A 22,351-nucleotide genomic window follows, 5' to 3' on the forward strand; every position below is an offset into this window, starting at 1 on the left:
CCAGATCGAATATTTCCATTGAGAAATATTTTTTTTGGAAGAGAATGCTCCCCCATGATCTGTCCTGCAACCACTCCCCCCAGCTTCGGCCTGCTGCTGCGCCAGGTGCGCGACGGCCTGGTCCGGCAACTGGACGCGTCCATGGCCGAAGAAGACCTGGGTATCGGCTTCACCCACTACATCGGGTTGAAGGTGCTCTCGCACATGGCCCCGTGCACGGCCAACGAACTGGCCCAGGCCATCGACCAGGTGCCCAGCGCAGTCACCCGCCTGCTGGACAAGCTCGAGGCACTGGGCTGCGTCCGCCGCGAACCGCATGCGCAGGACCGGCGTGCGCTGCAGATCGTGCTGACCGATGAAGGCCGCGCGCTGTGGGCGCGGTTGAAGCTGCGCGGCGACGCGGTGATGGATTACGCCCTGCGTGATCTTTCCGCCGACGAACGCACGCTGCTGCTGTCCCTCCTTACCCGAATCCGCGATTCCCTGACGACCCCATGAACCCGATCCCGCATTCCACTCTCCGCCGGTCCGGGCGCGCGCTGCTGGTGTCAGCGCTGGCCCTGGCCCTGGCCGCCTGCGCCAGCAGCCGTGGCCTCAACCCGCAGGGCCACGTGCTTGATGTGGACAGCCTGCACAGCGAACGCACCCTGGCCGATACCGACCTGAGCGCCACCGGCTTCCCGGCGCAGGACTGGTGGAAGGCGCTGGGCGATGCGCAGCTGGACGCGCTGATTGCCGAGGGCCTGGCGGGCCACCCGAGCCTGGATGCCGCCGATGCGCGCCTGCGCCAGGCACAGGCCCAGGTCGGCACCGCACGCGCCGATGAGCTGCCCAGCCTGTCGGTGTCCGGTGGCTACACCGGCCTGCGCCTGCCCGAGTCGATGGTTGGCAGTGAAATGGGCGGTCGCTATGGCGGCAGCAGCCAGGTCGCCTTCGATTTCAGCTACGGCGTCGATCTATGGGGCGGCAAGCGCGCTGCCTGGGAAGCTGCGGTGGATGGCGCGCATGCCGCCACCGTCGAAGCCCAGGCCGCACGCCTGAACCTGTCCACCGGTATTGCCCAGGCCTATGCCGACCTGGCTTACGCATGGCAGCTCAACGACGTGGCCGAGGAAGAACTGAGCCGCTCGCAGAAGTCGCTGCAGCTGACCCGCCAGCGCCGCGGCGCCGGGATCGACAGCGATCTGCAGGTGCGCCAGGCTGAGGCCCGCGTGCCGGCCGCGCAGCAGCAGGTGCTGGCCGCGCAGCAGCGCATCGACGCCGCCCGCACCGCGCTGGCCGCACTGGTTGGCAAAGGCCCGGACCGTGGCCTGTCGATCCAGCGCCCGCAGCCGTTGAACCCGATGGCGCTGCAGCTGCCGGGCGTGCTGCCCAGCGAACTGCTGGGCCGTCGCCCGGATATCGTCGCCGCACGCTGGCGCGTGGAAGCGGCCAACAAGCAGATCAAGGTCGCCAAGACCAAGTTCTACCCCAGCTTCAACCTGACCGCACTGGCCGGCGTGGTTGCCCCGAACGTGGGCGATCTGTTGAAGAGCAGTTCCACCTTCGCCTACATCGGCCCGGCATTGAGCCTGCCGATCTTCGAAGGCGGCAAGCTGCGCGCCAACCTGGCCAACACCGATGCGCAGTACGACCTGGCGGTGGCCAACTACAACCAGACCGTGCTCGACGCACTGCGCGATGTCGCTGACCAGGTCAACGCGGTGCGTTCGCTGGCACAGCAGGCGCACTCGCAGCAGCAGGCGGTGGACACCGCCCGCTCGGCCTTCGACCTGGCCCAGCAGCGCTACCGCGCCGGCATCGGCAGCTACCTGGACGTGCTGACCGCGCAGTCCACCCTGCTGCAGTCGCAGCAGCAGCTGGCCGGCCTGCAATCGCAGCAGGTGCAGACCTCGGTGCGCCTGAGCAAGGCGCTGGGTGGTGGTTTCCAGCCCGCTGACGCCGACCGCGCACCGATCGCCTCCCATTCCGATTCCTCGCATTCCTGAAGACCTCCGCCATGAGCCAGACCCAAGACACCGCGGCCCCGGCCGCCTCCAACCGCCGCGGCAACCTGCTGCGCGGCCTGTTCGTGATCGTCGTGCTGCTGCTTGCCGCACTGGCACTGTGGTACTTCATGTTCGGCCGTTGGTTCGAAGAAACCGACGACGCCTACGTGCAGGGCAACCAGGTGCAGATCACCCCGCTGGTGGCCGGTACCGTGGTTGCCATCAACGCCGATGACGGCATGCGCGTGGAGCGCGGCCAGCTGCTGGTGCAGCTGGACCCGTCCGACACCGCAGTGGCGCTGCAGCAGGCCGAAGCCAACCTGGCCAAGACCGTGCGCCAGACTCGAGGCCTGTACCGCAGCGTGGAAGGCGCGCAGGCAGACTTGAACGCCCGCCAGGTGACCCTGAAGCGCGTGCGCGACGACTTCGCCCGCCGCAAGGACCTGGCTGCCACCGGCGCCATCTCCAACGAAGAACTGGCCCACGCGCGTGACGAGCTGGCTGCTGCCGAAGCGGCCGTGGCCGGTTCGCGCGAGACCGTCGAGCGCAACCGCGCGCTGGTCGACGACACCGTGATCGCCACCCAGCCGGACGTGCAGGCGGCCGCCGCACAGCTGCGCCAGGCCTTCCTCAACAACGCCCGCGCCGGCATCGTCGCGCCGGTCACCGGGTATGTCGCCCGTCGTTCGGTGCAGGTCGGCCAGCGCGTGCAGCCGGGCAATGCGCTGATGGCCGTGGTGCCGACCGAGCAGATGTGGGTCGAGGCCAACTTCAAGGAAACCCAGCTGCGCCACATGCGCCTGGGCCAGGAAGTGGAGCTGAAGTCGGACCTGTACGCCGGCGACGTGAAGTACAAGGGCCGCATCCAGAGCCTGGGCCTGGGTACCGGCTCGGCGTTCTCGCTGCTGCCGGCGCAGAACGCCAGCGGCAACTGGATCAAGATCGTGCAGCGCGTGCCGGTGCGCATCGCCATCGATGCCAAGCAGCTGGCCGAACACCCGCTGCGCATCGGCCTGTCGATGAAGGCCGAAGTGAGCCTGCGCGACCAGAAGGGTGAAGTGCTGCCGAGCGCCCCGGCCAAGGGTACGGTGTTCGACACCGACGTGTATGCCAAGCAGCTGCATGATGCCGACGAGGTGATCCACACGATCATCCAGGGCAACCTGCCGCAGCAGGCGAAGGTGGGCTGAGGTCGCCATGTCCGCACAAGCTCCAGCCGCGCCCGGCGCTCCGGCGGCGCCGGGTGCGGCCTCCGGATTCCTGCCGCCCAGCGTCGCCCTGTGCACCGTGGGCCTGGCCATGGCGTCGTTCATGCAGGTGCTCGACACCACCATCGCCAACGTCTCGCTGCCGACCATCGCCGGTAACCTCGGCGCCAGTTCACAGCAGGCAACCTGGGTCATCACCTCGTTCGCGGTCAGCACGGCCATCGCGCTGCCGCTGACCGGCTGGCTCAGCCGCCGTTTCGGCGAACGCAAGCTGTTCGTCTGGGCCACGCTGGCCTTCGTCATCACCTCGCTGCTGTGCGGCCTGGCGCAGAGCATGGGCATGCTGGTGCTGTCGCGTGCATTGCAGGGCTTCGTGGCCGGCCCGATGTACCCGATCACGCAGTCGCTGCTGGTCTCGATCTATCCACGTGAGAAACGCGGACAGGCATTGGCGCTGCTGGCGATGATCACGGTGGTGGCGCCGATCTGTGGCCCGATCCTCGGTGGCTGGATCACCGACAACTACAGCTGGGAATGGATCTTCCTGATCAACGTGCCGCTGGGCATCTTCGCTGCGCTGGTGGTGGGCAACCAGCTGAAGGGGCGCCCGGAGCAGATCGAGAAGCCGAAGATGGACTACGTCGGCCTGATCACTCTGGTGATTGGTGTCGGTGCGCTGCAGCTGGTGCTTGATCTTGGCAACGACGAGGACTGGTTCTCGTCGATGAAGATCGTGGTGCTGGCCTGCGTGGCGGTGGTGACGCTGACGGTGTTCCTGATCTGGGAACTGACCGACAAGGATCCGATCGTCGACCTGAAGCTGTTCCGCCATCGCAACTTCCGTGCCGGTACGCTGGCGATGGTGGTGGCCTACGCGGCGTTCTTCAGCGTGGCCCTGCTGATTCCGCAGTGGTTGCAGCGTGACATGGGCTACACCGCGATCTGGGCGGGCCTGGCGACGGCGCCGATCGGCGTCCTGCCGGTGATCATGACGCCGTTCGTGGGCAAGTATGCGTCGCGCTTCGACATGCGCATGCTGGCGACCATCGCCTTCGTGTTCCTGTCGATGACCAGCTTCCTGCGTTCCGGCTTCAACCTGCAGGTGGACTTCCAGCATGTGGCCGGCGTGCAGTTGATCATGGGCATCGGCGTCGCGCTGTTCTTCATGCCGGTGCTGCAGATCCTGCTGTCGGACCTGGATGGGCGCGAGATCGCGGCGGGCTCCGGCCTGGCCACGTTCCTGCGTACGCTGGGCGGCAGCTTCGCGGCGTCGCTGACGACGTGGCTGTGGGCGCGGCGCACCCAGGTGCACCATGCCGACCTGACCGAGCACATCTCGGCCTATCAGCCGGGCATGCAGGACCAGGTTGCCGCGATGGGGCAGGGCGACCTGCAACACGGTGCAGCGGTACTGAACAACATGATCAACCACCAGGCATCACAGATGGGCTTCAACGACATCTTCTTCCTGCTGGGCTGGATCTTCCTGGCGATCATCACCTTCCTGTGGCTGGCCAAGCCGCCGTTTGGTGCGGGCGCGGGTGCGGCCTCTGCGGGCGGTGGGCACTGATCGATCTGCCACTCGGTAGCGCCGGGCCACGCCCGGCGGATTTCCCGCAGAATGCATCCGCGCATGGCGCGGATCTACTGGATGCAGATGCAGAAACCCCGCCGGATGGCGGGGTTCTTGTTTGTGCGTTGCTGGCAACGTCGCGCCGTGTCTATCTGGTGGCGTACCGAAGTACATCCAGGCCAAGAGCATTGGCCAAGTCTAGCGGGTGCGATACACGCGCTTGAACACCACGCGATCACGGAACAGCTGGGCCATCGCCCACATTCCTGCCACAAGTACGCCGCCGCCGCTGATCCAGCCGGCAGTGGCCTGCAGGTGGCTGCCGACGAATGCGCCGCAGACAAGGGCGGCGACAAAGACAACCGCGTACGCTTCCCGGGATGCGCCATAGTGGACTTCGGCCTGGCATCCCACGCAGACACTTACGCCGTGGTTGGAGGCGGTGTGGCAGTGGGGACAGATGATGCTGCGCTGCATGGAGCGTCCTTTATTGGAGGAAGGCGCGCAGAGGCAGGGCATGATGGAGTGCCTGCACCCGGCATCCGAGAATCTGCCTGCCGGGGGCGAGGAATCGCGAGTGGATTCCATCCAGGAGAAGTACGAGTTCGAACGAAACGTGGAATGGGTCCCGAAAAGGTTGTCGTTCTGGGCGCGATAGCGACGCGCCGGCCGGAGATCGCGCGAGCAGGTAGCTGCCAAGGAGGTGCCGGATACGACACATTGAGCGGCAATCGCAATGCAACGTGCACCCAAACCCCGGACATGAAAAAACCCGCTTTCGCGGGTTTGATCATTTGCTGAGTCATGGTGCCCAGGAGAGGACTCGAACCTCCACGAAGTTGCCCCCGCTAGCACCTGAAGCTAGTGCGTCTACCAATTCCGCCACCTGGGCGACTCAGGAGACGAATTATGGGGAACGACAGAGGATGTGTCAACAACATTTCACACTTTTTTCTGCGGCTGCACGCCCAGGTGATGCAGCAGGCTGCGCATCGCCGGTGACAGCTGCGCCCACTCGGCAAAACACGCACACAGGCGACGTTGTGCCCACGCATCCGAGAGCCCTATGCCCACCGTGTGCGTGCTGCGCCGATGCTGATGGGCGATGGTCCGCGGCACGATGCCGACACCGATACCGTGGCCGACCATGATGCACACGCCTTCGAAGGTCTTCATGCGGATGCGCACATCCAGGCGTCGCCCGATGTCGCGCGCCTGGTCCTCGATGTAGGTCTGCAGTGCATTGCCATCCGCGAGGGCGACGAAGGTCTCGCCGACAACATCGGCGAAGGTCACGCTGCGCTTCGATGCAAGGCGGTGGTCTGCGGGCAGCAGCATCACCAGTGGGTCCTCGGCTACCACATGCTGCTGCAGGCCGGCAGCGTCGACTGCATCACTGATGATGCCGGCCTCGGCCTGGCCAGCGCTGATCGCACGCACGACTTCGGGGCTGGTGCGCTCCAGCAGTTCCACGTGCAGGCGTGGGCGTTCGGCCAGCCACGGTGCCAGCCGCGAGGGCAGGTAGTTGGTCAGTGCTGCGGTATTGGCATACAGATGCAGGGTGCCGCGCGCGCCATGCGCGAATGCCTGCAGTTCGCTGCGCAGCTGCGTCTGCTGCTGCAGGATCAGGCGTGCATGGTGGGCGAGGGCGGCGCCGGCTTCGGTCAGGCTGACGCCACGTGGATGACGGTTCAACAGCGGGGTGCCGGCATCGGCTTCGATCGTGCGCAGGCGTTCGCTGGCCGACGCCAGTGCCAGGTTTGCCTGCGCTGCGCCGGCCGTGATGCTGCCCGCCTCGGCAATCGCCAGGAACAGGCGCAGGTCGGCGATATCCATCCGCATGTGATGCCCTCATCGCAATGCCCGAGCCTTCGGATCAGCCGAAGGGTGGGCCGGGAAGACCGCATTGTGCGCCGTGCGACGGCCCGATCCAATGAAGGCATGAATGAATCGATGTACTTCTACGTGCTGCTGGTGGTGGTGTTCGTGCTGGCCGGTGTGGTCAAGGGCGTGACCGGCATGGGCCTGCCGACCGTGGCGATGGGGCTGCTCGGCAGTACGCTGTCGCCGGTGGCGGCGGCGTCGATGCTGTTCATTCCCACCTTCGTCACCAATGCGTGGCAGCTGTTGTCCGGGCCGTCGCTGGGTCACATCGTTCGGCGGCTGTGGCCGATGATGCTGGCGGTGGTGGCGGTGACGCTGGGTTCGGCAGCGCTGCTGGTGCGGGTCGATCGCACCGGGTCGCGCGTTGCACTGGGTGTAGCGCTGGTGGTCTATGCGGCCTATGCCCTGCTTGCGCCGGTGTTCCGCGTGCCGCAGCGGCGCGAGCGTTGGCTGGGGCCGCTGGTGGGCGCGTTGTCGGGCGTAGTGACCGGCGCCACCGGCGTGTTCGTGATGCCGGCGGTGCCGTACCTGCAGTCGCTGGGGTTGCAGCGCGAGGAGCTGGTGCAGGCGCTCGGGCTGGCGTTCACCGTATCGACGATTTCGCTGACAACTGGCCTGGTGCTGCACGGCGCATTCGGCATCCAGCAGCTGGGGCTGAGTGCGTTGGCGGTGCTGCCGGCATTGCTGGGCATGTGGCTGGGGCAGGTGATCCGGCAGCGGATCAGTGCGCGGGTGTTTCGCGCCTGCTTCCTTGCGTTCCTGCTGTTGCTCGGCCTGGAGCTGGTGCTGCGGCCGTTGTTCTGATGCCGGGTTCCGGGCATGAAAAAACCCGCTTTCGCGGGTTTTTCTCATTCTCGACGTGGTGCCCAGGAGAGGACTCGAACCTCCACGGTTTTACCCGCTAGTACCTGAAACTAGTGCGTCTACCAATTCCGCCACCTGGGCGTCGAGGAGCGAGATTATGGGGTGTTGTTACGGGGGTGTCAACACTTTTGCAGATCCGGGGTCGGATCCCGTTTCGTCTGCGAAACGGACTCTGGCCCCAGGGGGCTCACGTTGGGTCAGAGCCTTTTCCTGTGGAAAGGGAACCGACCAGGGGCCGGCCCCATTGCCGGATTACACGCAAAAAAAATCCCCGCCGAAGCGAGGAGTTTTTTCGTTGGTGCCCAGGAGAGGACTCGAACCTCCACGGTTTTACCCGCTAGTACCTGAAACTAGTGCGTCTACCAATTCCGCCACCTGGGCGTTCCAGAGGCGCAATTGTGAAGATGAATCCGCAGGCTGTCAACGACTTCCTGAATATTTTTCACGCAAGGCCTTGAAGACGGTCACTGACCCGTTCTGCACGCCGTCAACGGCTACCATGTAGGGCGATGACTACCAAAAAACCAAGCAAGGGCGGGAGTACCCCCCGCAGCCAGGCCCCGAACAAGGGCGCCAAGGCGGGCACAGCCCGCACCACCAAGCCGGGCAAGCCGTTGCCGGGCTGGTTCCCTGAATTGAATGAAGGCGGCGCGCCACCGCGAGGCCGCAAGGTCCGCAGTGCCGACGCCCCTGGCCCGGCGCCGGGCCGCAAGCTGCCGCCGACCGGCAAGGTGATCGACGATCCCTATGCCGCCCGCGAAGCCGAGAAATACGAACAGCCCATCGCCAGCCGCGAGGCCATCCTGGCCCTGCTGGAGCGTTGCGAAGGGCCGCAGACCGCTGAAGAACTGGGCGCGCGCCTGGGCCTGACCGCACCCGACCGGGCCGAGGCGCTGTCGCGCCGGCTCGGCGCCATGGTCCGTGATGGCCAGCTGGTGCAGAACCGCCGCGGTGGCTTTGCCCCGATCCAGACCCTGAACCTGATCACCGGCGTGGTGATCGCCAACCCGGAAGGGTTCGGCTTCCTGCGCCCGGTCGAGGGCGGTGACGACCTGTTCCTGCCGCCGTATGAAATGCGCAAGGTCATGCACGGCGACAAGGTGCTGGCCCGCGTGACCGGCATCGATCACCGTGGTCGCCGCGAAGGCAGCATCGCCCGCGTGCTTGAGCGCGGCATGACCCGTCTGATCGGTCGCTTCAGCATCGAGATGGGCATCAACTACGTGGTGCCCGACGACAAGCGCGTGCAGCGCAACGTGCAGGTGCCGCCAGACCAGACTGGTGGCGCGCGCGACGGTCAGCTGGTGGTCTGCGAGCTGACCCAGGCGCCGGACAGCCGCCGTCCGCCGATCGGTCGCATCATCGCCGTGCTCGGCGACAAGCTGACCGCCTCGCTGGTGGTGGAAACCGCCATCCACGGCCATGAACTGCCGTTCGAGTTCCCGCAGGAAGTGCTGGACGAAGCGGCCTCGGTGCCGCTGGTGGTCGAGCCGGCGATGATCGGCGACCGCGTCGATCTGCGCAGTACGCCGCTGGTCACCATCGACGGTGAAGATGCCAAGGACTTCGACGACGCGGTGTACTGCGAGCCGAATGCCGATGGCTTCCGCCTGGTGGTGGCGATTGCCGATGTCTCGAACTACGTTCGCCCCGGTACGCCGCTGGACGAAGAGGCGCAGAAGCGCGCCACCTCGGTGTACTTCCCGGGCTTCGTGGTACCGATGCTGCCGGAGACACTGTCCAACGGCATCTGCTCGCTGATGCCGAAGGTCGACCGCATGTGCTTCGTCTGCGACATGCAGATCGACCGCGACGGCCTGGTCACGCATTCGCGCTTCTACGAGGCGGTGATGAACTCGCACGCGCGCCTGACCTACACCCAGGTGTGGAAGGCGGTGGGCGAGGACGATGCTGATACCAAGGCCTGGATGGGCGATCTGCTGCCGCAGGTGCAGCGCCTGCACCAACTGTACAAGGTGCTGTCGAAGGCACGTGCCAAGCGTGGCGCGATCGAGTTCGAAAGCAGCGAAGTGCGCTTCGTGCTGGACAACCGCGGTGAAGTGACCCAGGCCGGCATGCTGGTGCGCAACGACGCGCACAAGCTGATCGAGGAATGCATGATCGCGGCCAACGTCGAGGCGGCGAAGTACCTGCTGTCACGCCACGTGCCGGCTCCGTACCGCATCCACGAGAAGCCACCGGAAACCAAGTACGCCGACCTGCTGGAATTCCTCAAGGAGTTCAAGCTGAGCCTGCCGCCGTGGTCCAAGGTGCGCCCGGGCGATTACACCAAGCTGCTGAAGAAGATCCGCGACCGCCCCGATGCCACGCTGCTGGAATCGGTGCTGCTGCGCAGCCAGAGCCTGGCGATCTACAGCCCGGAAAACCACGGTCACTTCGGCCTGGCACTGGAGGCGTACGCGCACTTCACTTCGCCGATCCGTCGCTATCCCGACCTGCTGGTGCACCGCGCCATCAAGCACGCGCTGTCCGGCAAGCCGCTGGACAAGTTCGTCTACAACGCCCGCGAGATGGCCGCGCTGGCACTGCAGTGTTCCGAGCGCGAGCGTCGTGCCGACGAGGCTGAACGCGAAGTCGACGAACGCTACCGCGCGGCGTGGATGGAAAAGCACGTGGGTGGCCAGTTCGATGGCGTGATCAGCGGCGTGACCAGCTTCGGCCTGTTCGTGGAGCTGGATGAGTCGAAGGTGCAGGGCCTGGTCCACGTCACCCAGCTGCCGCAGGACTATTACAAGTTTGACGCGACCCGCAAGACGCTGACCGGCGAGCGCCGCGGCAGCAGCTACCGGCTGGGCGACCGCGTGCGGATCCTGGTGCTGAAGGCCAGCATGGAAGAGCGCAAGATCGACTTCCGCCTGGTCGAGCACAAGGGCGAGGACGAGGGTGATGGCCTGCCGCCGCTGCCCGAGCGTGGCAAGCCGGCCAAGCGCACCAAGAAGCAATATTGAAGGGTATGCCGACCAACGGTCGGCACCCACCTCACCCGGTCGGCACGATCTTCTGGAGGAACCCACCATGCAGGGCCAACCCGAATACAGTGGCGGCTGCCAGTGCGGCGCGATCCGCTTCCAGGCGCGTGGCGAGCTGACCGACAGCTCGATCTGCCATTGCCGGATGTGCCAGAAGGCCTTCGGTGCCTACTACGCGCCGCTGGTGTCGGTGCGCGGCGTGCAGTTCAGCTGGACCCGGGGCCAGCCGCGCTATTTCCAGTCGTCCAACGTGGTGCGGCGCGGCTTCTGCGCCGACTGTGGTACGCCATTGACCTACGAGGCGCCCGATGGCGTGGCGGTGGCTGCCGGCGCGTTTGACGAGCCCGAACGCCTGCCGCCGACGATCCAGTACGGGGTCGAACGCAAGCTGCCCTTCGTCGACAGCCTGGCCAGCCTCCCGGCGCGACGTACCGAGGATGACATCGCCGCGCTGGATTTCCTGGCCACGATCGTGTCCCACCAGCACCCCGACCACGACACGCCGCACTGGCCGCCGCGCAGCCGTTGAGGTTTGTGTAGAGCCGAGCCCATGCTCGGCTGCCTTGAAGCGCGGCCGCCGCCGATGCTCTACCATAGCCACCCCCTTTCCGGTCCCCGCCCGCATGAGCAAGAACAGCCAGTGGATTGTCGGCGTCAACGCCGTCGCCTCCTCCATCGAGAACGACGCCGAGAACGTCCGCGAAGTGCTGGTCGAGGCCGGTGCGAAGAACCCGCGCCTGACCGAGATCGAGGAAAACGCCCGCCGCAAGGGCATCGACGTGCGCAAGGTGAACAGCCAGGCGCTGGACGGTGTCGGCGGTTCGGTGCGCCACCAGGGCGTGGCCGCGCGTTATGCCGCCGCCCGCACCTACAGCGAGAACGAGCTGGAAGGCCTGGTCACTGCAGCCGAGGGCAAGGCCCTGTTGCTGGTGCTGGACGAGGTGCAGGACCCGCACAACCTGGGCGCCTGCCTGCGCTCGGCCGCCGCGGCCGGCGCCACTGCAGTGATCATCCCGAAGGACAAGTCGGCCACGGTCAATGCCACTGTGCGCAAGACTTCGGCCGGTGCCGCCGATCTCATCCCGGTGGTGGCGGTGACCAACCTGTCGCGCTGCCTGAAGGACCTGCAGAAGCAGGGCGTGTGGATCTATGGCCTGGCCGGCGAAGCCACCGCCTCGCTGTACCAGCTTGACCTGAAGGGCAACATCGCCCTGGTGCTGGGTGGCGAGGCCGATGGCCTGCGCCGCCTGACCCGCGAGAACTGCGATGGCCTGGTCAAGATCCCGATGCCGGGCGAGATCGAGAGCCTGAACGTGTCCGTCGCCGCCGGCGTCAGCCTGTTCGAGGCCGTGCGCCAGCGCGGTTGATCGGCCGGCGTGATCTGAGCCCTTTTTTGATCGGAAGGATCGTGTCGACCAGGGTCGACACCTACCAAAGCGTGCATGACGGCTTTCCGACAACGCGCTGGAATCAGTCGAGTTCACGGCGCCCCCTGCCACCGGACCCACCCCGCCATTCAACGGAATGCCCCGTTGTTGACGTTGACGTTGTTTCGGCGGGTGCGGGGCGCAGCCCCGCATCGCCTCACCCAGCGCTGCCGCCCAGTGCCTTGAACAGGGTCACGTCGTTGTTCAGCTGGCCCTGGCGCACGCGTGCCAGCGACAGCTCGGCATCACGCCGGGTCTGCTGCGCTTCCAGCCACGTGCGCAGGTCGGTGGCACCCACGCGGTAGCGCACTTCCTGCGCGCGCTCCACTTCCACCGCTTCGTCATACGACGCCTGCGAGGCCGCCACCTGGCGCGCCAGCTGCTCGCGTGCCGACAGCGCGTTGTCCACTTCCGAGAGCGCGGTGTACAGCGTCTTGCGGAAGTTGGTCGCAGCAATCTGGTAGGCCGTACCGGCGATGTCGGTATCCAGCTGCGCGCGCTGCAGGTTGAGGAACGGCAGCGACAGGCCGGCGCCCAGCGTGGCCACCGGGTTGCGCAGCACGTCACCCAGTGACGTTGCACTGGAGCCCAGGCTGCCGGTCAGGCTCAGCGCCGGGTAGTACTGGGTAGCGGTCACCTTGATGGTCTTCAGGCTGTTGCGCAGGCGCAGTTCGGCCGCGCGCAGGTCGGGACGGCGGCCGAGCAGGTCAGCCGGCAGTCCTTCGTTGATGCCGGGGCTGCGTGCGGCCAGCAGGTCCTGCGGTTCGTCCTGTTGCGGCCAGGGCGTGCCGTCCAGCAGCACTGCCAGTGCATTGCGCACCTCCACCCGCTGCTGTTCCAGTGCGCTCTGCGAGGCACGCTGCGATTGCAGGTTCTGCAGTGCCTGGCGCACTTCCAGGCGCGATACCGCACCAGCGTCGAAGCGGGCCTGCACCAGTTCGCGGGTGCGCTCCAGCCGTTCCAGGTTGGCCTGGCCGGTGGCGATGGACTGGTTGAGATAGGCCAGGTTCCAGTACTGGGTGATGGTGTCGCCGATCACCAGCAACGCGGTGTTCTGCCGGTCTTCCTCGCTGGCTTCGGCTTCCCAGCGGGCGATGTCGCGCTGGGTGCGCAGGCGGCCCCACAGATCGACCTCCCAGCCCAGCGAGACGCCGGTGGAATAGCTGCGTCGCCAGTCATCCGCCTGGTCGGTGGCGCGGCTGGCGCTGCCGCTGACCCCGGAGGATGAAGGCTGCGGCCACAGCGCGTTGCTGGCCAGGCCGGCCTGCAGGCGCGAACGCTGCACGGCCAGGCCGGCGGCGGTCAGATCGCTGTTGGCGGCCAGCGCCTGCGCCACCAGGCGATCGAGACGTTCATCGCCGAAGCCGGTCCACCAGGTGTCCTGGCGGATGTCGCGGCCTGGTGTGTCCAGGCTGCTGCGCGGGTCGTCGGCCGGTGCGTTGAGGGTGGCATCGCCACGGCCGTAGCTGGCCGCCACGTCGGGGGCCTGCACCGGGTAGCGGCCCACCGAGGCACAGCCTGAGAGGGCGAGCAGAACAGCGCCCGCCAGCAGCAGGCGCGAGGGAGCGGGCAAGGGCAGTCGGGTCATCATCATCTTCATTCGCGGGCCAGGGCCTCCACCGGGTCGAGCTGCGCGGCGTTGCGCGCGGGCAGGAAACCGAACGCCACCCCGATCAGGGTGGAGCAGGCAAACGCGGCAACGATCGAGGCGGTGGAGAACAGCACCTGGAAGTCACTGGCGAAGCGGCCGATCATCGAGCCCAGCAGCAGGGCCAGGCCGATGCCGAGCACGCCGCCGAGCAGGCACACCAGCACCGCTTCGATCAGGAACTGCTGGCGGATGTCGCTCTGCCGTGCACCCACGGCCATGCGGACCCCGATCTCACGGGTGCGCTCGGTCACCGACACCAGCATGATGTTCATCACGCCGATGCCGCCCACCAGCAGCGCGATGGCGGCGATGGCGCCGATCAACAGGGTCATCGTGCGCGTGGTCTGCTCGATGGTCTCGCGGATCTCGGCGCTGTTGCTGAGGAAGAAGTCCTCGGTGCCATGGCGCATCGTCAACAGTCGGGTGATCGCTTCCTGTGCGGCATCCATCGGCGTGTCGTCGTCCACGCGCACGGTGATGCTGGAGACGTGGCTCTGACCGAGCATGCGTGACATCACCGTGGTGTACGGCACCCACACGCTGAGGCTGGTGCTGCCGCCGAAGCCGAAACTCTGACGCTTGGCCACACCGACAACGCGCGCCGGCACGTTGCCGAGCAGGATCACCTGGCCGACCGGATCGACATCGGGGAAGAACTGGGTCTGGGTGTTCTCGTCGATCACAGCCACCTGGCCCAGGCCCTTCACCGCATCGCTATCGAAGAAGCTGCCGCTGAGCAGGGTCACGCCCTTGACCCGGAAGAACTGCTCGCCAACGCCGCTGACCTGGGCGGTGGAGGACTGGTTGCGGTAGCGGGCGGTGACCGAGGTCGACACGCTGGGGGTGGCACTGTCAACGTAGCTCTGCTTTGCCAGTGCATCGGCATCGCTGGCCTTGAGCGTCTGAACCCGCGCCGAGCGCATGTCGCCGAAACCACGGCCGGGATAGACGTCGATGGTGTTGGTGCCGAGCGCGCTGATGTTCTGCAGGACCTGCTGCTGCGAGCCATTGCCCAGCGCCACCACCGAGACCACCGAGGCGATGCCGATGATGATGCCGAGCATGGTCAGGAAGGTACGCAGCCGATGTGCGTTCATCGCCAGCAACGCCATGCGGAACGCTTCGGTGAAACGGTCGCGCGCCGCCCGCCAGCTGTTGCCGTGGGCAACACCGGTGCTGGCCTCGCGCTGCGCGCGGTAGCTCGGTGCGTTCGGGTTGGCGCGGTCGGCGATGATCTCGCCATCGCGGATCTCGATGATGCGCTGCGCATGTTCGGCAACGCTCATGTCGTGGGTGACGATGATGATGGTGTGGCCTTCGGCGTGCAGCTCGCCGAGGATCGCCATCACTTCCTCGCCGGATTTCGTGTCGAGCGCGCCGGTCGGTTCGTCGGCCAGGATCACCTCGCCGCCGTTCATCAGGGCACGTGCGATCGACACGCGCTGCTGCTGGCCACCGGACAGCTGGCCCGGCTTGTGATGCATGCGGTCGCTCAGGCCCAGCCGTTGCAGCAGCTGCTCGGCACGCGCGTTGCGCACGGGCCCGGGGCTGCCCGCATACACCGCCGGTACTTCCACGTTGCCGCGCGCATCCAGGTCGCCCAGCAGGTGGTAGCGCTGGAAGATGAAGCCGAAATGCTCGCGGCGCAGTTCGGCCAGCTCGTCCGGTTCCATCTTCCCGGTTTCGCGGCCGGCTACCTGGTAGCTGCCACGGGTGGGACGATCGAGGCAGCCGAGGATGTTCATCAGCGTCGACTTGCCCGAGCCGGACTGGCCGACGATGGCCACCATCTCACCGGCGTGGATGTCGAGATTGACGTCACGCAGCACGGCGATCACATCATCGCCGGCCGGGAATTCGCGTCGCAGGTCGCGCAGGCGCAGCAGCGGCGCCGTCGTGCTCATCGGCGCCCCATGCCCGGGCCGCCGACCCGCATCTGCATGCCGCCGCGGTTGCCACCGCCGGCGCTGGCACCGGCCGCACCGGCTTCGCCCACCACCACGCGCTCGCCTTCCTTCAGCCCGGACAGGATCTCGGCCGAGGCGCCGTTGTTGATGCCCACGGTGACCTTGCGCGGCTGCGGCTGGCCCTTGTCGTCCAGCACCCGCACCATGCGCTCGTCGCCACGGCGCTTCGGCCCCAGGGCCACCGCCGGCACCATCAGCACGCCCTTGGCCTGCTTGAGCAGCACCGAGACCTGCGCGGTCATGTCGATGCGCAGCGTGCCGTCCGGGTTCTCCACATCGAACAGCGCGTTGTAGTACACCGCGCTGCTGGAACTGGAGCTGGACGAACTGCTGGAACTGGAGGAGTTCTCGTTGGCGATCGAGGCCGGCGCCGGATTGATCTGGCGCAGCGTGGCGTGGTACTTGCGGTCCGGCTCGCCCAGCGTGGTGAAGTACACCGGCATGCCGGCCTTGATCTTGACCACGTCGGCCTCGGAGATCTCGGCGTTGACCGTGACCACGTCCAGCCGCGCCAGCATCACGATGGTGGGCGCGGTCTGGTTGGCGTTCACGGTGCGGCCTTCCTCGGCCACCACCGCGACCACGGTGCCATCCATCGGCGCGGTGATGCGGGTGTAGGCCAGGTTGGCGCGTGCGGTGCCCAGCTCGGTTTCGCGGCCCTTGATCTGCGCCTCGTAGGACTGCAGCTGGGCGCGGGCAGTCTTCAACTGTGCTTCGGCGGCATCGTATTCCTGGCGCGAGGTGGCCTCGGCAGCCAGCATCTGCTGCTGGCGCGCGAACTCCAGTTGGGCCTGGCGCAGGGTGGCCTGCTGCACGGCGCGCTGGGCGGTGACCTGGTCCAGCGAAGCCTGCGCGTTGAGCACCTGGTTCTGCTGGGTGGTGGCATCGATTTCGGCGATCAGGTCGCCTTCCTTCACGGTATCGCCCAGCTGCACCTTCAGCGACTTGATCTGGCCCGAGGCCTGCGCACCGACGCTGACCACCTTGTAGGCGTCGATCACGCCGGTGGCCTCCACGGTCTGCTCGATGTCGCCGCGGCTGACCGGGGTGGTCGCTACGGCCGGGGCGGCGGGCTTGCGCAGCAGCCACCAGGCACCTGCGGCGACGGCGAGGGCAAACAGGGCGATCAGTATCAGGCGACCTCGGCGGGTCGCGGGCAGCAGGCGGAACGTCACGTCGTGGCTTCACTCTCGGGGCCGCGGTGGCGGCGTTGGTGGGCATTGTGAAGATCGACCGACGGGGGGCCAATCCTCGGGGTATGTCTGTATGTAACACTGTCGGTGAATACGCGTAACCACAGGTATCCCGCCCATGGCTGGATACACTGGTACGCATTGCCCCGGATGCGGTTCAGCTGCCGACACGGGATGATCGCGACATGGAGACTGAAAACACGATGCATCGACTGCTGATCGTCGACGACGACAACGACATCCGCACCCTGCTGGCAGAACAGCTGGGCCGTGCCGGCTACCAGGTGAGCACGGCCGCCGACGGCACCGCCATGCGCCAGCTGCTGGACCGTGAGCACGTGGACCTGATCGTGCTCGACCTCAACCTGCCGCGTGAGGATGGCCTGACCCTGTGCCGCGACCTGCGCGCGCGCTCGAACACGCCGGTGATCATGCTGACCGCACGCGCCGAGCCGATCGACCGCGTGCTGGGCCTGGAAATGGGTGCCGACGACTACCTGGCCAAGCCGTTCGAACCGCGCGAGCTGCTGGCGCGCATCCGCAACGTGCTGCGCCGGACCGAGGCGCTGCCGGCCAATCTCGAGCCCCTGGCGGTGCGCCGCGCACGTTTCTCGCGCTGGGTGTTCGACCTGGAACATCGCCACCTGGTGGACCCGGACGACCGCGTGGTGGTGCTGTCCGGCGCCGAGTTCCGCCTGTTGCGGGTGTTCATCGCCCATGCCAACAAGGTGCTGTCGCGCGAACAGCTGGTGGCGCTCAGCAGTGGCCGCAACTACGAAGCGCAGGACCGCGCCATCGACCTGCAGGTCAGCCGGCTGCGCAACAAGCTGGGTGACGACGGTGGCCCGGACGGCCTGATCAAGACCGTGCGCAACGAAGGCTATGTACTGGCCTCGTCGGTGAACCTGGAATAAGCCTCGATGAAGCGCCTGCGCCATTTCCTGTCCTCGATGGTCGGGCGGTTGTTCGTGATCCTGCTGCTGGGCATGAGCGTGGCCGCGATCGGCGCGACCATGCTGGCCACCTCCAAGCGTCAGCAGGAGTTCGAACGGCAGAACCTGAACCGCATCGCCGACCGCCTGCAGGGCTACGTCAATCTGCTCGATGGCAATCCGGAGCTGCGCGAGCGCCTGCTCGAGATCGGCGGGCCCAGCGTGCGTGCGCTGCAGCCGGGTGCTCGCCTGGGACGCGCCGACACCGCGCTGATGGAGGTACTGGAAGACCGTCCGGGGCCGGTGTCCCGCGCCCACGTGCACTTTGCTTCGTTCCGCTCGTGCATTCCCAAGCTGCAGGATCTGCTGCCGCCACCGCCGCCCGGGCACCGCCGACATCCGCGCGAACGCGATCCGGCGTTCATCCCACCCAAGTGCCGTGCGGTGGACGTGACCCTCAACGACGGTACGCTGCTCAAGCTGGCACTGGATTCACCGGCCGTGGCGCACAACGGCATCCTTGCCGTGGACCCATGGTTCCTGACCCTGCTGGTGCTGGCGATTGCGGTGCTGGCGTACATCGTCGCGCGCATGGCCAGCGCGCCGCTGCAGGAACTGGCCGCTGCCGCCGAGGACCTCGGCGATGACCTGCAGCGTGATCCCTTGCCCCTGCGCGGGCCGCGCGAGGTGCAGCGTGCCGCCGAAGCCTTCAACGCCATGCAGCACCGCCTGCAGCGGCATCTGGCCGAGCGCACGCAGATGCTGGCGGCGATCACCCATGACCTGCAGACGCCGCTGACCCGCCTGCGCCTGCGCCTGGAAAACGTCGGCGATGAAGCGCTGCGCGAGCGCCTGATCGGTGATCTGGCGGCAATGCAGGCACTGGTGCGCGAAGGCCTTGAGCTGGCCCGCAGTGCCGAAAGCGCCGAACAGCGTGCCGCGCTGGACCTGGATTCGCTGCTGGAGAGCATTGTTGAAGACACGGCCGAGGGCGGCGGTGATGTCGTCTTCGAAGGCGGCAGCGGAGCGGTGTTGATGTTGCGTCCGCTGGCCATGCACCGCCTGTTTTCCAACCTGGTGGATAACGCGGTGATGTATGCCTACCGGGTGCGTGTGCGGGTGGAGCGCAGTGGCGGTGCGATCACCGTAGTGGTGGCCGATGACGGCCCCGGCCTCGCCGAGGATCAGCTGGAGGCGGTGTTCGACCCGTTCGTGCGGGTGGAAACCTCCCGTTCGCGGGAAACCGGCGGTGCCGGGCTGGGCCTGACCATCGCCCGCGCACTGGCCGAGAAGGACGGCGCTCGCCTGTGGCTGCGCAACCGCGCCGAAGGTGGGTTGGAGGCGGTGGTGCAGTGGCCGGCCAGCGCGCAGGTGGTTCCTCCGGGCCGGGCCGGCTGAGTCCGCCCGCCGGCCAGCGGTGACGCCAGGGCCGGGGTTTGGCCTATCATCTGCGCAACTCCCAAGTTTCCCGTCGATGAGCCAGCCTGTTCCCGCCGGCATGCCGTTCCGCGCTGCCCGGCCGTTCCCGTACCCTGCCTGCTCCGGCGGCTGCATCTGGCCACCGCCGCTGCACTGATGGGCGGACAGGGGGGCAACGGGCGCTGGGTGGAGTGCCACGTATCGGGATTCAGGCGGGCGCTGCGGCAGGGGCTGCTGTGGCTGCTGCTGGCGGTCGCGCTGCCGCTGGCCGCACAGGACGGTGCCCCACCGCTGCGCGACTACGCCATTGATGTATGGACGTCGCGCAACGGCCTGCCGCACAACTCGCTGCGCGACATCGCGCAGACCCCCGAAGGCCACCTGTGGTTCGCCACCTGGGAAGGCCTGGTGCGTTACAACGGCCTCGATTTCACCGTGTTCGACCGCAGCACCCGCCCGGGCCTGCGCGACAACGGCATCGGCGCGCTGCTGGTCGATCGCCAGGGTGGTCTGTGGATCAGTGATTCGCGCGGCAACGTCAGCCACCGCGGCAACGATGGGCAGTGGCGTGTCTGGGAGCATCGGGCCGATACCCCGCAGGTGCTGATCCAGTCCATGCAGATGGACAGCCAGGGCCGTCTGTGGTTGCTGTATGAAGGCAAGGGCATCGGCTATCTGACACCGGACACCGGCATCGTCTACCAGGCGCCGGCGGCCGACCTGCCGATGGCGATGAGCTTCACCAAGCTGGTGGTCGATGCGCAGGACCGGGTCTGGGCCGGCACGCTGGACGGGCTGGTGCTGCGCGACAACGACGGCGTGCTCAAGCGGGCCCCCGCGGCGTGGGGGCTGGGCGCCGGCAGTGGGCTGTCGTGGCCGTACCGCGCTCCGGATGGCGCGCTGTGGATCGTCGCCGGCGAGCGCCTGTACCGGGTGGAGGATGACCAGCTGGTGTTGATGCATCGTCTGCCGGGCCAGCTGCACATGACCTCGATGCTGCAGGACCGCCACGGTGACCTGTGGCTGGGCACCGAGAACCAGGGCCTGCTGCGGATCTCCGCACATGGCCTGGAGCGGCTGCCGGCGGGCCTGAACCTGCCGGGTGGGCGCGTGGTCAGCCTGCGCGAGGACGCCGAAGGCAGCATCTGGGTGGGTGCCAATGGTGGCCTGTACCGCCTGCGCGAAACACTGTTCAGCAGCTACACCGAGCGCGATGGCCTCAGTGGCGACTATGTGCGCACCGTGTTCGAGGACCGCGACCGCCAGCTGTGGGTTGGCAGTGCCAGCGGCCTCGACCTGCAGACCGCCGATGGCCGCTTCCGCGCGATGCCGCTGCACAACCGCGGCGGCAAGGCACCTTCGGTGCTCAGCCTGGCGCAGGGCCCGGACGGTGACCTGTGGGTCGGAACGTTCGGCGATGGCGTCTACCGTCTTGGCCGTGATGGCAGGCTGCGGCACAACTATGCCGCAGCCGATGGCATGCCGGGCGGCAACATCCGCGCGATCAGCGTGGACCCGCAGGGCGTGGTCTGGGCCGGCACGCAGAAGGGCGTGGTGCGCATCGATGGCGACCGCGTGCAGGTATCAGACATTGCGGGGATGCCCGGTGGCCTGATCACCGCGCTTGAGCACGATCATCAGGGCAACCTGTGGATCGGCACCATCGAGGGAATCCGCGTGCTGCGCGGTGACCACGTGCAGTCGATCGACCTGGCGCCGCTGGGCGGGGGCCGCAGTGTGTTCGGTTTCCACCAGCTGGGCGACGCGATGTGGATCAGCAGTGACCGTGGCCTGTACCGCTGGCGGAACGGCACGCTGGCGCGGGTGGGGCTGGAGCAGGGCATGCCGGTGGATGCGGTGTTCCAGCTGGTGCCGGATCGTCTTGGCAACGTGTGGATCAGCAGCAACCGCGGCGTGCTGCGCACCGACATGGCGACCCTCAATGCCGTGGCCGATGGCCGCGCACCGCGGGTGGTGGTGGAGCGCTACAACGAGATCGACGGGATGGCCAACGCGCAGGCCAACGGCAGCTCCGGGCCATCGGCCATCCTGCGCCAGGACGGCACGTTCTGGGTGGTCACCGCCGGAGGCCTGAGCACCGTCGACCCGCAACGCCTGCAACGCTTCCGCGAGCGCCTTTCACCGCCGGCAGCGATTGAAAGCGTGCAGGTGGATGGCGCACCGGTGCATTGGGAAGGTCCGGACCGGAACTACATTCCCGGCGGCCGCCGCTTGACGGTGAGCTACGTCGGCTTGAGCTACCTGATGTCTGACCGGATCCGCTACCGCACGCGGCTGGACGGCCTGGATGCGGGATGGGTCGAACGCGGCCCGCAGCGCAGCGTGGAGTTCGTCGGCCTGCCGCCGGGCGACTACACCCTGCACGTGGCCGCTGCCCATCCGGGTGGCAGCTGGGGCCAGCAGGAGGCGGTATGGAGCTTCACCGTGGAGCCGTTCTGGTGGCAGCGACGCAGCGTGCAGGTGATGGGTGGCCTGTTGCTGCTGGCCGGGCTGGTGGCGCTGTACCGCCTGCTGCTGCAGCAGTTGAAGGCCAGCAACCTGCGCCTGGCGCGGCGGGTGGATGAAGCCACCTTCGACCTGCAGGCCAAGACCGTGCACCTGCAGGCGCTGAACCAGGAAAAGACCGAACTGGCCGAGCGTCTGGCACGCCAGGCCGAGGCCTTCGAACGGCAGGCCCGCGAGGATGCGCTGACCGGCCTGGCCAACCGCCGTGCCTTCGATGAAACCCTGGCCCGCGACTTCGCGCGTGCGCAGCGCAGTGGTCATCCGCTGTGCCTGGTGGTGCTGGACATCGACCACTTCAAGGACGTCAACGATCGCCACAGCCATAGCATCGGCGATGCGGTGCTGGTGCAGGTGGCGAGGCTGATCGCCGCCGCCAGCCGCGATTCGGACCTGCCGGCGCGGACCGGTGGCGAAGAGTTCGCGCTGCTGCTCAACGACACCCGCCTGGAGGAAGCCGCACAGCTGTGCGCGCGCCTGCGCGGCCTGTTCCATGACCATCCCGACTGGGCCGGCGTGGCGGGCCTGCGCGTGACCTTCAGCGCAGGCCTGGTGGAACTGGATGCCGATGACCGCACCCCGGCGCTGCTGTACCAGCGCGCCGACCGCGCGCTGTACCGCGCCAAGAGCGACGGCCGGGATCGTACGAGCATTGGTTGATTGCATCCACGCATGGCGTGGATCCACCGTGCGGTGAGTGGTGGGTGCGCACCGTTGGTCCGCACTGCGTGG

Annotated in this window: 16 protein-coding genes and 3 tRNA genes; 11 read left to right on the forward strand and 8 right to left on the reverse strand. The window is 67.2% G+C overall.

The window, feature by feature from the left end; translation table 11 throughout:
- The first annotated feature begins 54 nt into the window (after positions 1 to 54).
- From emrR to emrB, 4 genes are read left to right on the forward strand one after another with little or no spacing between them, the layout of a single operon-like run.
- Positions 55 to 498 (forward strand): multidrug efflux system transcriptional regulator EmrR, encoded by a 444-nt coding sequence (emrR, locus tag N5J73_RS02220; protein WP_005408766.1) that lies wholly within the window; start codon positions 55 to 57, stop codon positions 496 to 498.
- Positions 495 to 1,988, forward strand: a complete 1,494-nt coding sequence (gene emrC / locus N5J73_RS02225; protein WP_049447785.1) for a multidrug efflux transporter outer membrane subunit EmrC — start codon at positions 495 to 497, stop codon at positions 1,986 to 1,988. Before emrR ends, emrC begins: the two co-directional genes overlap by 4 nt.
- Before the next feature lie 11 nt (positions 1,989 to 1,999).
- Complete coding sequence (gene emrA, locus N5J73_RS02230) at positions 2,000 to 3,178, forward strand: multidrug efflux MFS transporter periplasmic adaptor subunit EmrA (protein WP_049447786.1); 1,179 nt, start codon at positions 2,000 to 2,002, stop codon at positions 3,176 to 3,178.
- Between the two features lie 7 nt (positions 3,179 to 3,185).
- The gene (emrB, locus tag N5J73_RS02235; protein ID WP_049447787.1) at positions 3,186 to 4,766 is read left to right on the forward strand and encodes a multidrug efflux MFS transporter permease subunit EmrB; all 1,581 of its coding nucleotides are present in this window, start codon (positions 3,186 to 3,188) and stop codon (positions 4,764 to 4,766) included.
- 201 nt (positions 4,767 to 4,967) lie between these two features.
- On the opposite strand, the gene N5J73_RS02240 is transcribed toward emrB, so the two are convergent.
- From N5J73_RS02240 to N5J73_RS02250, 3 genes are all read right to left on the reverse strand, one after another.
- Positions 4,968 to 5,246, reverse strand: coding sequence for a hypothetical protein (locus N5J73_RS02240; protein WP_049447788.1), 279 nt, complete (start codon positions 5,244 to 5,246; stop codon positions 4,968 to 4,970).
- Positions 5,247 to 5,574: 328 nt separating this feature from the next.
- A tRNA-Leu gene (locus N5J73_RS02245) sits at positions 5,575 to 5,661 on the reverse strand.
- A 50-nt stretch (positions 5,662 to 5,711) separates the two neighbouring features.
- Positions 5,712 to 6,611: a LysR family transcriptional regulator gene (locus N5J73_RS02250; RefSeq protein WP_049447790.1), complete on the reverse strand. Its 900-nt coding sequence runs from the start codon at positions 6,609 to 6,611 to the stop codon at positions 5,712 to 5,714.
- A 99-nt stretch (positions 6,612 to 6,710) separates the two neighbouring features.
- Between N5J73_RS02250 and N5J73_RS02255 the strand changes: the two genes are divergently transcribed.
- Positions 6,711 to 7,457: a sulfite exporter TauE/SafE family protein gene (locus N5J73_RS02255; protein ID WP_049447792.1), complete on the forward strand. Its 747-nt coding sequence runs from the start codon at positions 6,711 to 6,713 to the stop codon at positions 7,455 to 7,457.
- 56 nt (positions 7,458 to 7,513) lie between these two features.
- On the opposite strand, the gene N5J73_RS02260 is transcribed toward N5J73_RS02255, so the two are convergent.
- Both N5J73_RS02260 and N5J73_RS02265 read right to left on the reverse strand, forming a co-directional pair.
- Positions 7,514 to 7,598 (reverse strand) — tRNA-Leu (locus N5J73_RS02260).
- 215 nt (positions 7,599 to 7,813) lie between these two features.
- Positions 7,814 to 7,898, reverse strand: a tRNA-Leu gene (locus tag N5J73_RS02265).
- A 128-nt stretch (positions 7,899 to 8,026) separates the two neighbouring features.
- On the opposite strand from N5J73_RS02265, the gene rnr reads away from it, so the two are divergent.
- The 3 genes from rnr (at position 8,027) to rlmB (ending at position 11,874) form a co-directional block, all read left to right on the forward strand.
- Positions 8,027 to 10,486, forward strand: coding sequence for a ribonuclease R (gene rnr, locus N5J73_RS02270; protein WP_049448374.1), 2,460 nt, complete (start codon positions 8,027 to 8,029; stop codon positions 10,484 to 10,486).
- A gap of 67 nt (positions 10,487 to 10,553) precedes the next feature.
- Complete coding sequence (locus N5J73_RS02275; RefSeq protein WP_049448377.1) at positions 10,554 to 11,036, forward strand: GFA family protein; 483 nt, start codon at positions 10,554 to 10,556, stop codon at positions 11,034 to 11,036.
- A 94-nt stretch (positions 11,037 to 11,130) separates the two neighbouring features.
- On the forward strand, positions 11,131 to 11,874 hold the full coding sequence (rlmB, locus tag N5J73_RS02280) for a 23S rRNA (guanosine(2251)-2'-O)-methyltransferase RlmB (RefSeq protein ID WP_005408775.1): 744 nt from the start codon (positions 11,131 to 11,133) through the stop codon (positions 11,872 to 11,874).
- 217 nt (positions 11,875 to 12,091) lie between these two features.
- Here the strand turns inward: rlmB and N5J73_RS02285 are convergent, their stop codons facing one another.
- From N5J73_RS02285 to N5J73_RS02295, 3 genes are read right to left on the reverse strand one after another with little or no spacing between them, the layout of a single operon-like run.
- The gene (locus N5J73_RS02285) at positions 12,092 to 13,534 is read right to left on the reverse strand and encodes an efflux transporter outer membrane subunit (protein WP_049448378.1); all 1,443 of its coding nucleotides are present in this window, start codon (positions 13,532 to 13,534) and stop codon (positions 12,092 to 12,094) included.
- Positions 13,531 to 15,489 (reverse strand): MacB family efflux pump subunit, encoded by a 1,959-nt coding sequence (locus N5J73_RS02290; protein ID WP_049448380.1) that lies wholly within the window; start codon positions 15,487 to 15,489, stop codon positions 13,531 to 13,533. The genes N5J73_RS02285 and N5J73_RS02290 overlap by 4 nt, the downstream gene beginning before the upstream one ends.
- Complete coding sequence (locus N5J73_RS02295; RefSeq protein ID WP_049448382.1) at positions 15,486 to 16,727, reverse strand: efflux RND transporter periplasmic adaptor subunit; 1,242 nt, start codon at positions 16,725 to 16,727, stop codon at positions 15,486 to 15,488. The genes N5J73_RS02290 and N5J73_RS02295 overlap by 4 nt, the downstream gene beginning before the upstream one ends.
- A 203-nt stretch (positions 16,728 to 16,930) precedes the next feature.
- Here N5J73_RS02295 and N5J73_RS02300 point away from each other — a divergent pair, with 203 nt between their 5' ends.
- The 3 genes from N5J73_RS02300 (at position 16,931) to N5J73_RS02310 (ending at position 22,279) form a co-directional block, all read left to right on the forward strand.
- Positions 16,931 to 17,659 (forward strand): response regulator, encoded by a 729-nt coding sequence (locus tag N5J73_RS02300; RefSeq protein ID WP_005408779.1) that lies wholly within the window; start codon positions 16,931 to 16,933, stop codon positions 17,657 to 17,659.
- A gap of 6 nt (positions 17,660 to 17,665) precedes the next feature.
- Positions 17,666 to 19,075, forward strand: coding sequence for an ATP-binding protein (locus tag N5J73_RS02305; RefSeq protein ID WP_049448383.1), 1,410 nt, complete (start codon positions 17,666 to 17,668; stop codon positions 19,073 to 19,075).
- Positions 19,076 to 19,252: 177 nt separating this feature from the next.
- Positions 19,253 to 22,279: a ligand-binding sensor domain-containing diguanylate cyclase gene (locus N5J73_RS02310; RefSeq protein ID WP_049448384.1), complete on the forward strand. Its 3,027-nt coding sequence runs from the start codon at positions 19,253 to 19,255 to the stop codon at positions 22,277 to 22,279.
- The last annotated feature ends 72 nt before the right edge of the window (positions 22,280 to 22,351 follow it).

Origin of the sequence: Stenotrophomonas sp. GD03654, assembly GCF_029845105.1 — a bacterium.
In the GTDB taxonomy this organism is placed as follows: domain Bacteria; phylum Pseudomonadota; class Gammaproteobacteria; order Xanthomonadales; family Xanthomonadaceae; genus Stenotrophomonas; species Stenotrophomonas africana.

Excerpts from the sequence above, each read along its gene's own strand:
- emrR (WP_005408766.1), top strand. The coding sequence starts at position 55 with ATGATCTGTCCTGCAACCACTCCCCCCAGCTTCGGCCTGCTGCTGCGC.
- emrC (WP_049447785.1), top strand. The coding sequence starts at position 495 with ATGAACCCGATCCCGCATTCCACTCTCCGCCGGTCCGGGCGCGCGCTG.
- emrA (WP_049447786.1), top strand. The coding sequence starts at position 2,000 with ATGAGCCAGACCCAAGACACCGCGGCCCCGGCCGCCTCCAACCGCCGC.
- emrB (WP_049447787.1), top strand. The coding sequence starts at position 3,186 with ATGTCCGCACAAGCTCCAGCCGCGCCCGGCGCTCCGGCGGCGCCGGGT.
- N5J73_RS02240 (WP_049447788.1), bottom strand. The coding sequence starts at position 5,246 with ATGCAGCGCAGCATCATCTGTCCCCACTGCCACACCGCCTCCAACCAC.
- N5J73_RS02250 (WP_049447790.1), bottom strand. The coding sequence starts at position 6,611 with ATGCGGATGGATATCGCCGACCTGCGCCTGTTCCTGGCGATTGCCGAG.
- N5J73_RS02255 (WP_049447792.1), top strand. The coding sequence starts at position 6,711 with ATGAATGAATCGATGTACTTCTACGTGCTGCTGGTGGTGGTGTTCGTG.
- rnr (WP_049448374.1), top strand. The coding sequence starts at position 8,027 with ATGACTACCAAAAAACCAAGCAAGGGCGGGAGTACCCCCCGCAGCCAG.
- N5J73_RS02275 (WP_049448377.1), top strand. The coding sequence starts at position 10,554 with ATGCAGGGCCAACCCGAATACAGTGGCGGCTGCCAGTGCGGCGCGATC.
- rlmB (WP_005408775.1), top strand. The coding sequence starts at position 11,131 with ATGAGCAAGAACAGCCAGTGGATTGTCGGCGTCAACGCCGTCGCCTCC.
- N5J73_RS02285 (WP_049448378.1), bottom strand. The coding sequence starts at position 13,534 with ATGAAGATGATGATGACCCGACTGCCCTTGCCCGCTCCCTCGCGCCTG.
- N5J73_RS02290 (WP_049448380.1), bottom strand. The coding sequence starts at position 15,489 with ATGAGCACGACGGCGCCGCTGCTGCGCCTGCGCGACCTGCGACGCGAA.
- N5J73_RS02300 (WP_005408779.1), top strand. The coding sequence starts at position 16,931 with ATGGAGACTGAAAACACGATGCATCGACTGCTGATCGTCGACGACGAC.
- N5J73_RS02305 (WP_049448383.1), top strand. The coding sequence starts at position 17,666 with ATGAAGCGCCTGCGCCATTTCCTGTCCTCGATGGTCGGGCGGTTGTTC.
- N5J73_RS02310 (WP_049448384.1), top strand. The coding sequence starts at position 19,253 with ATGGGCGGACAGGGGGGCAACGGGCGCTGGGTGGAGTGCCACGTATCG.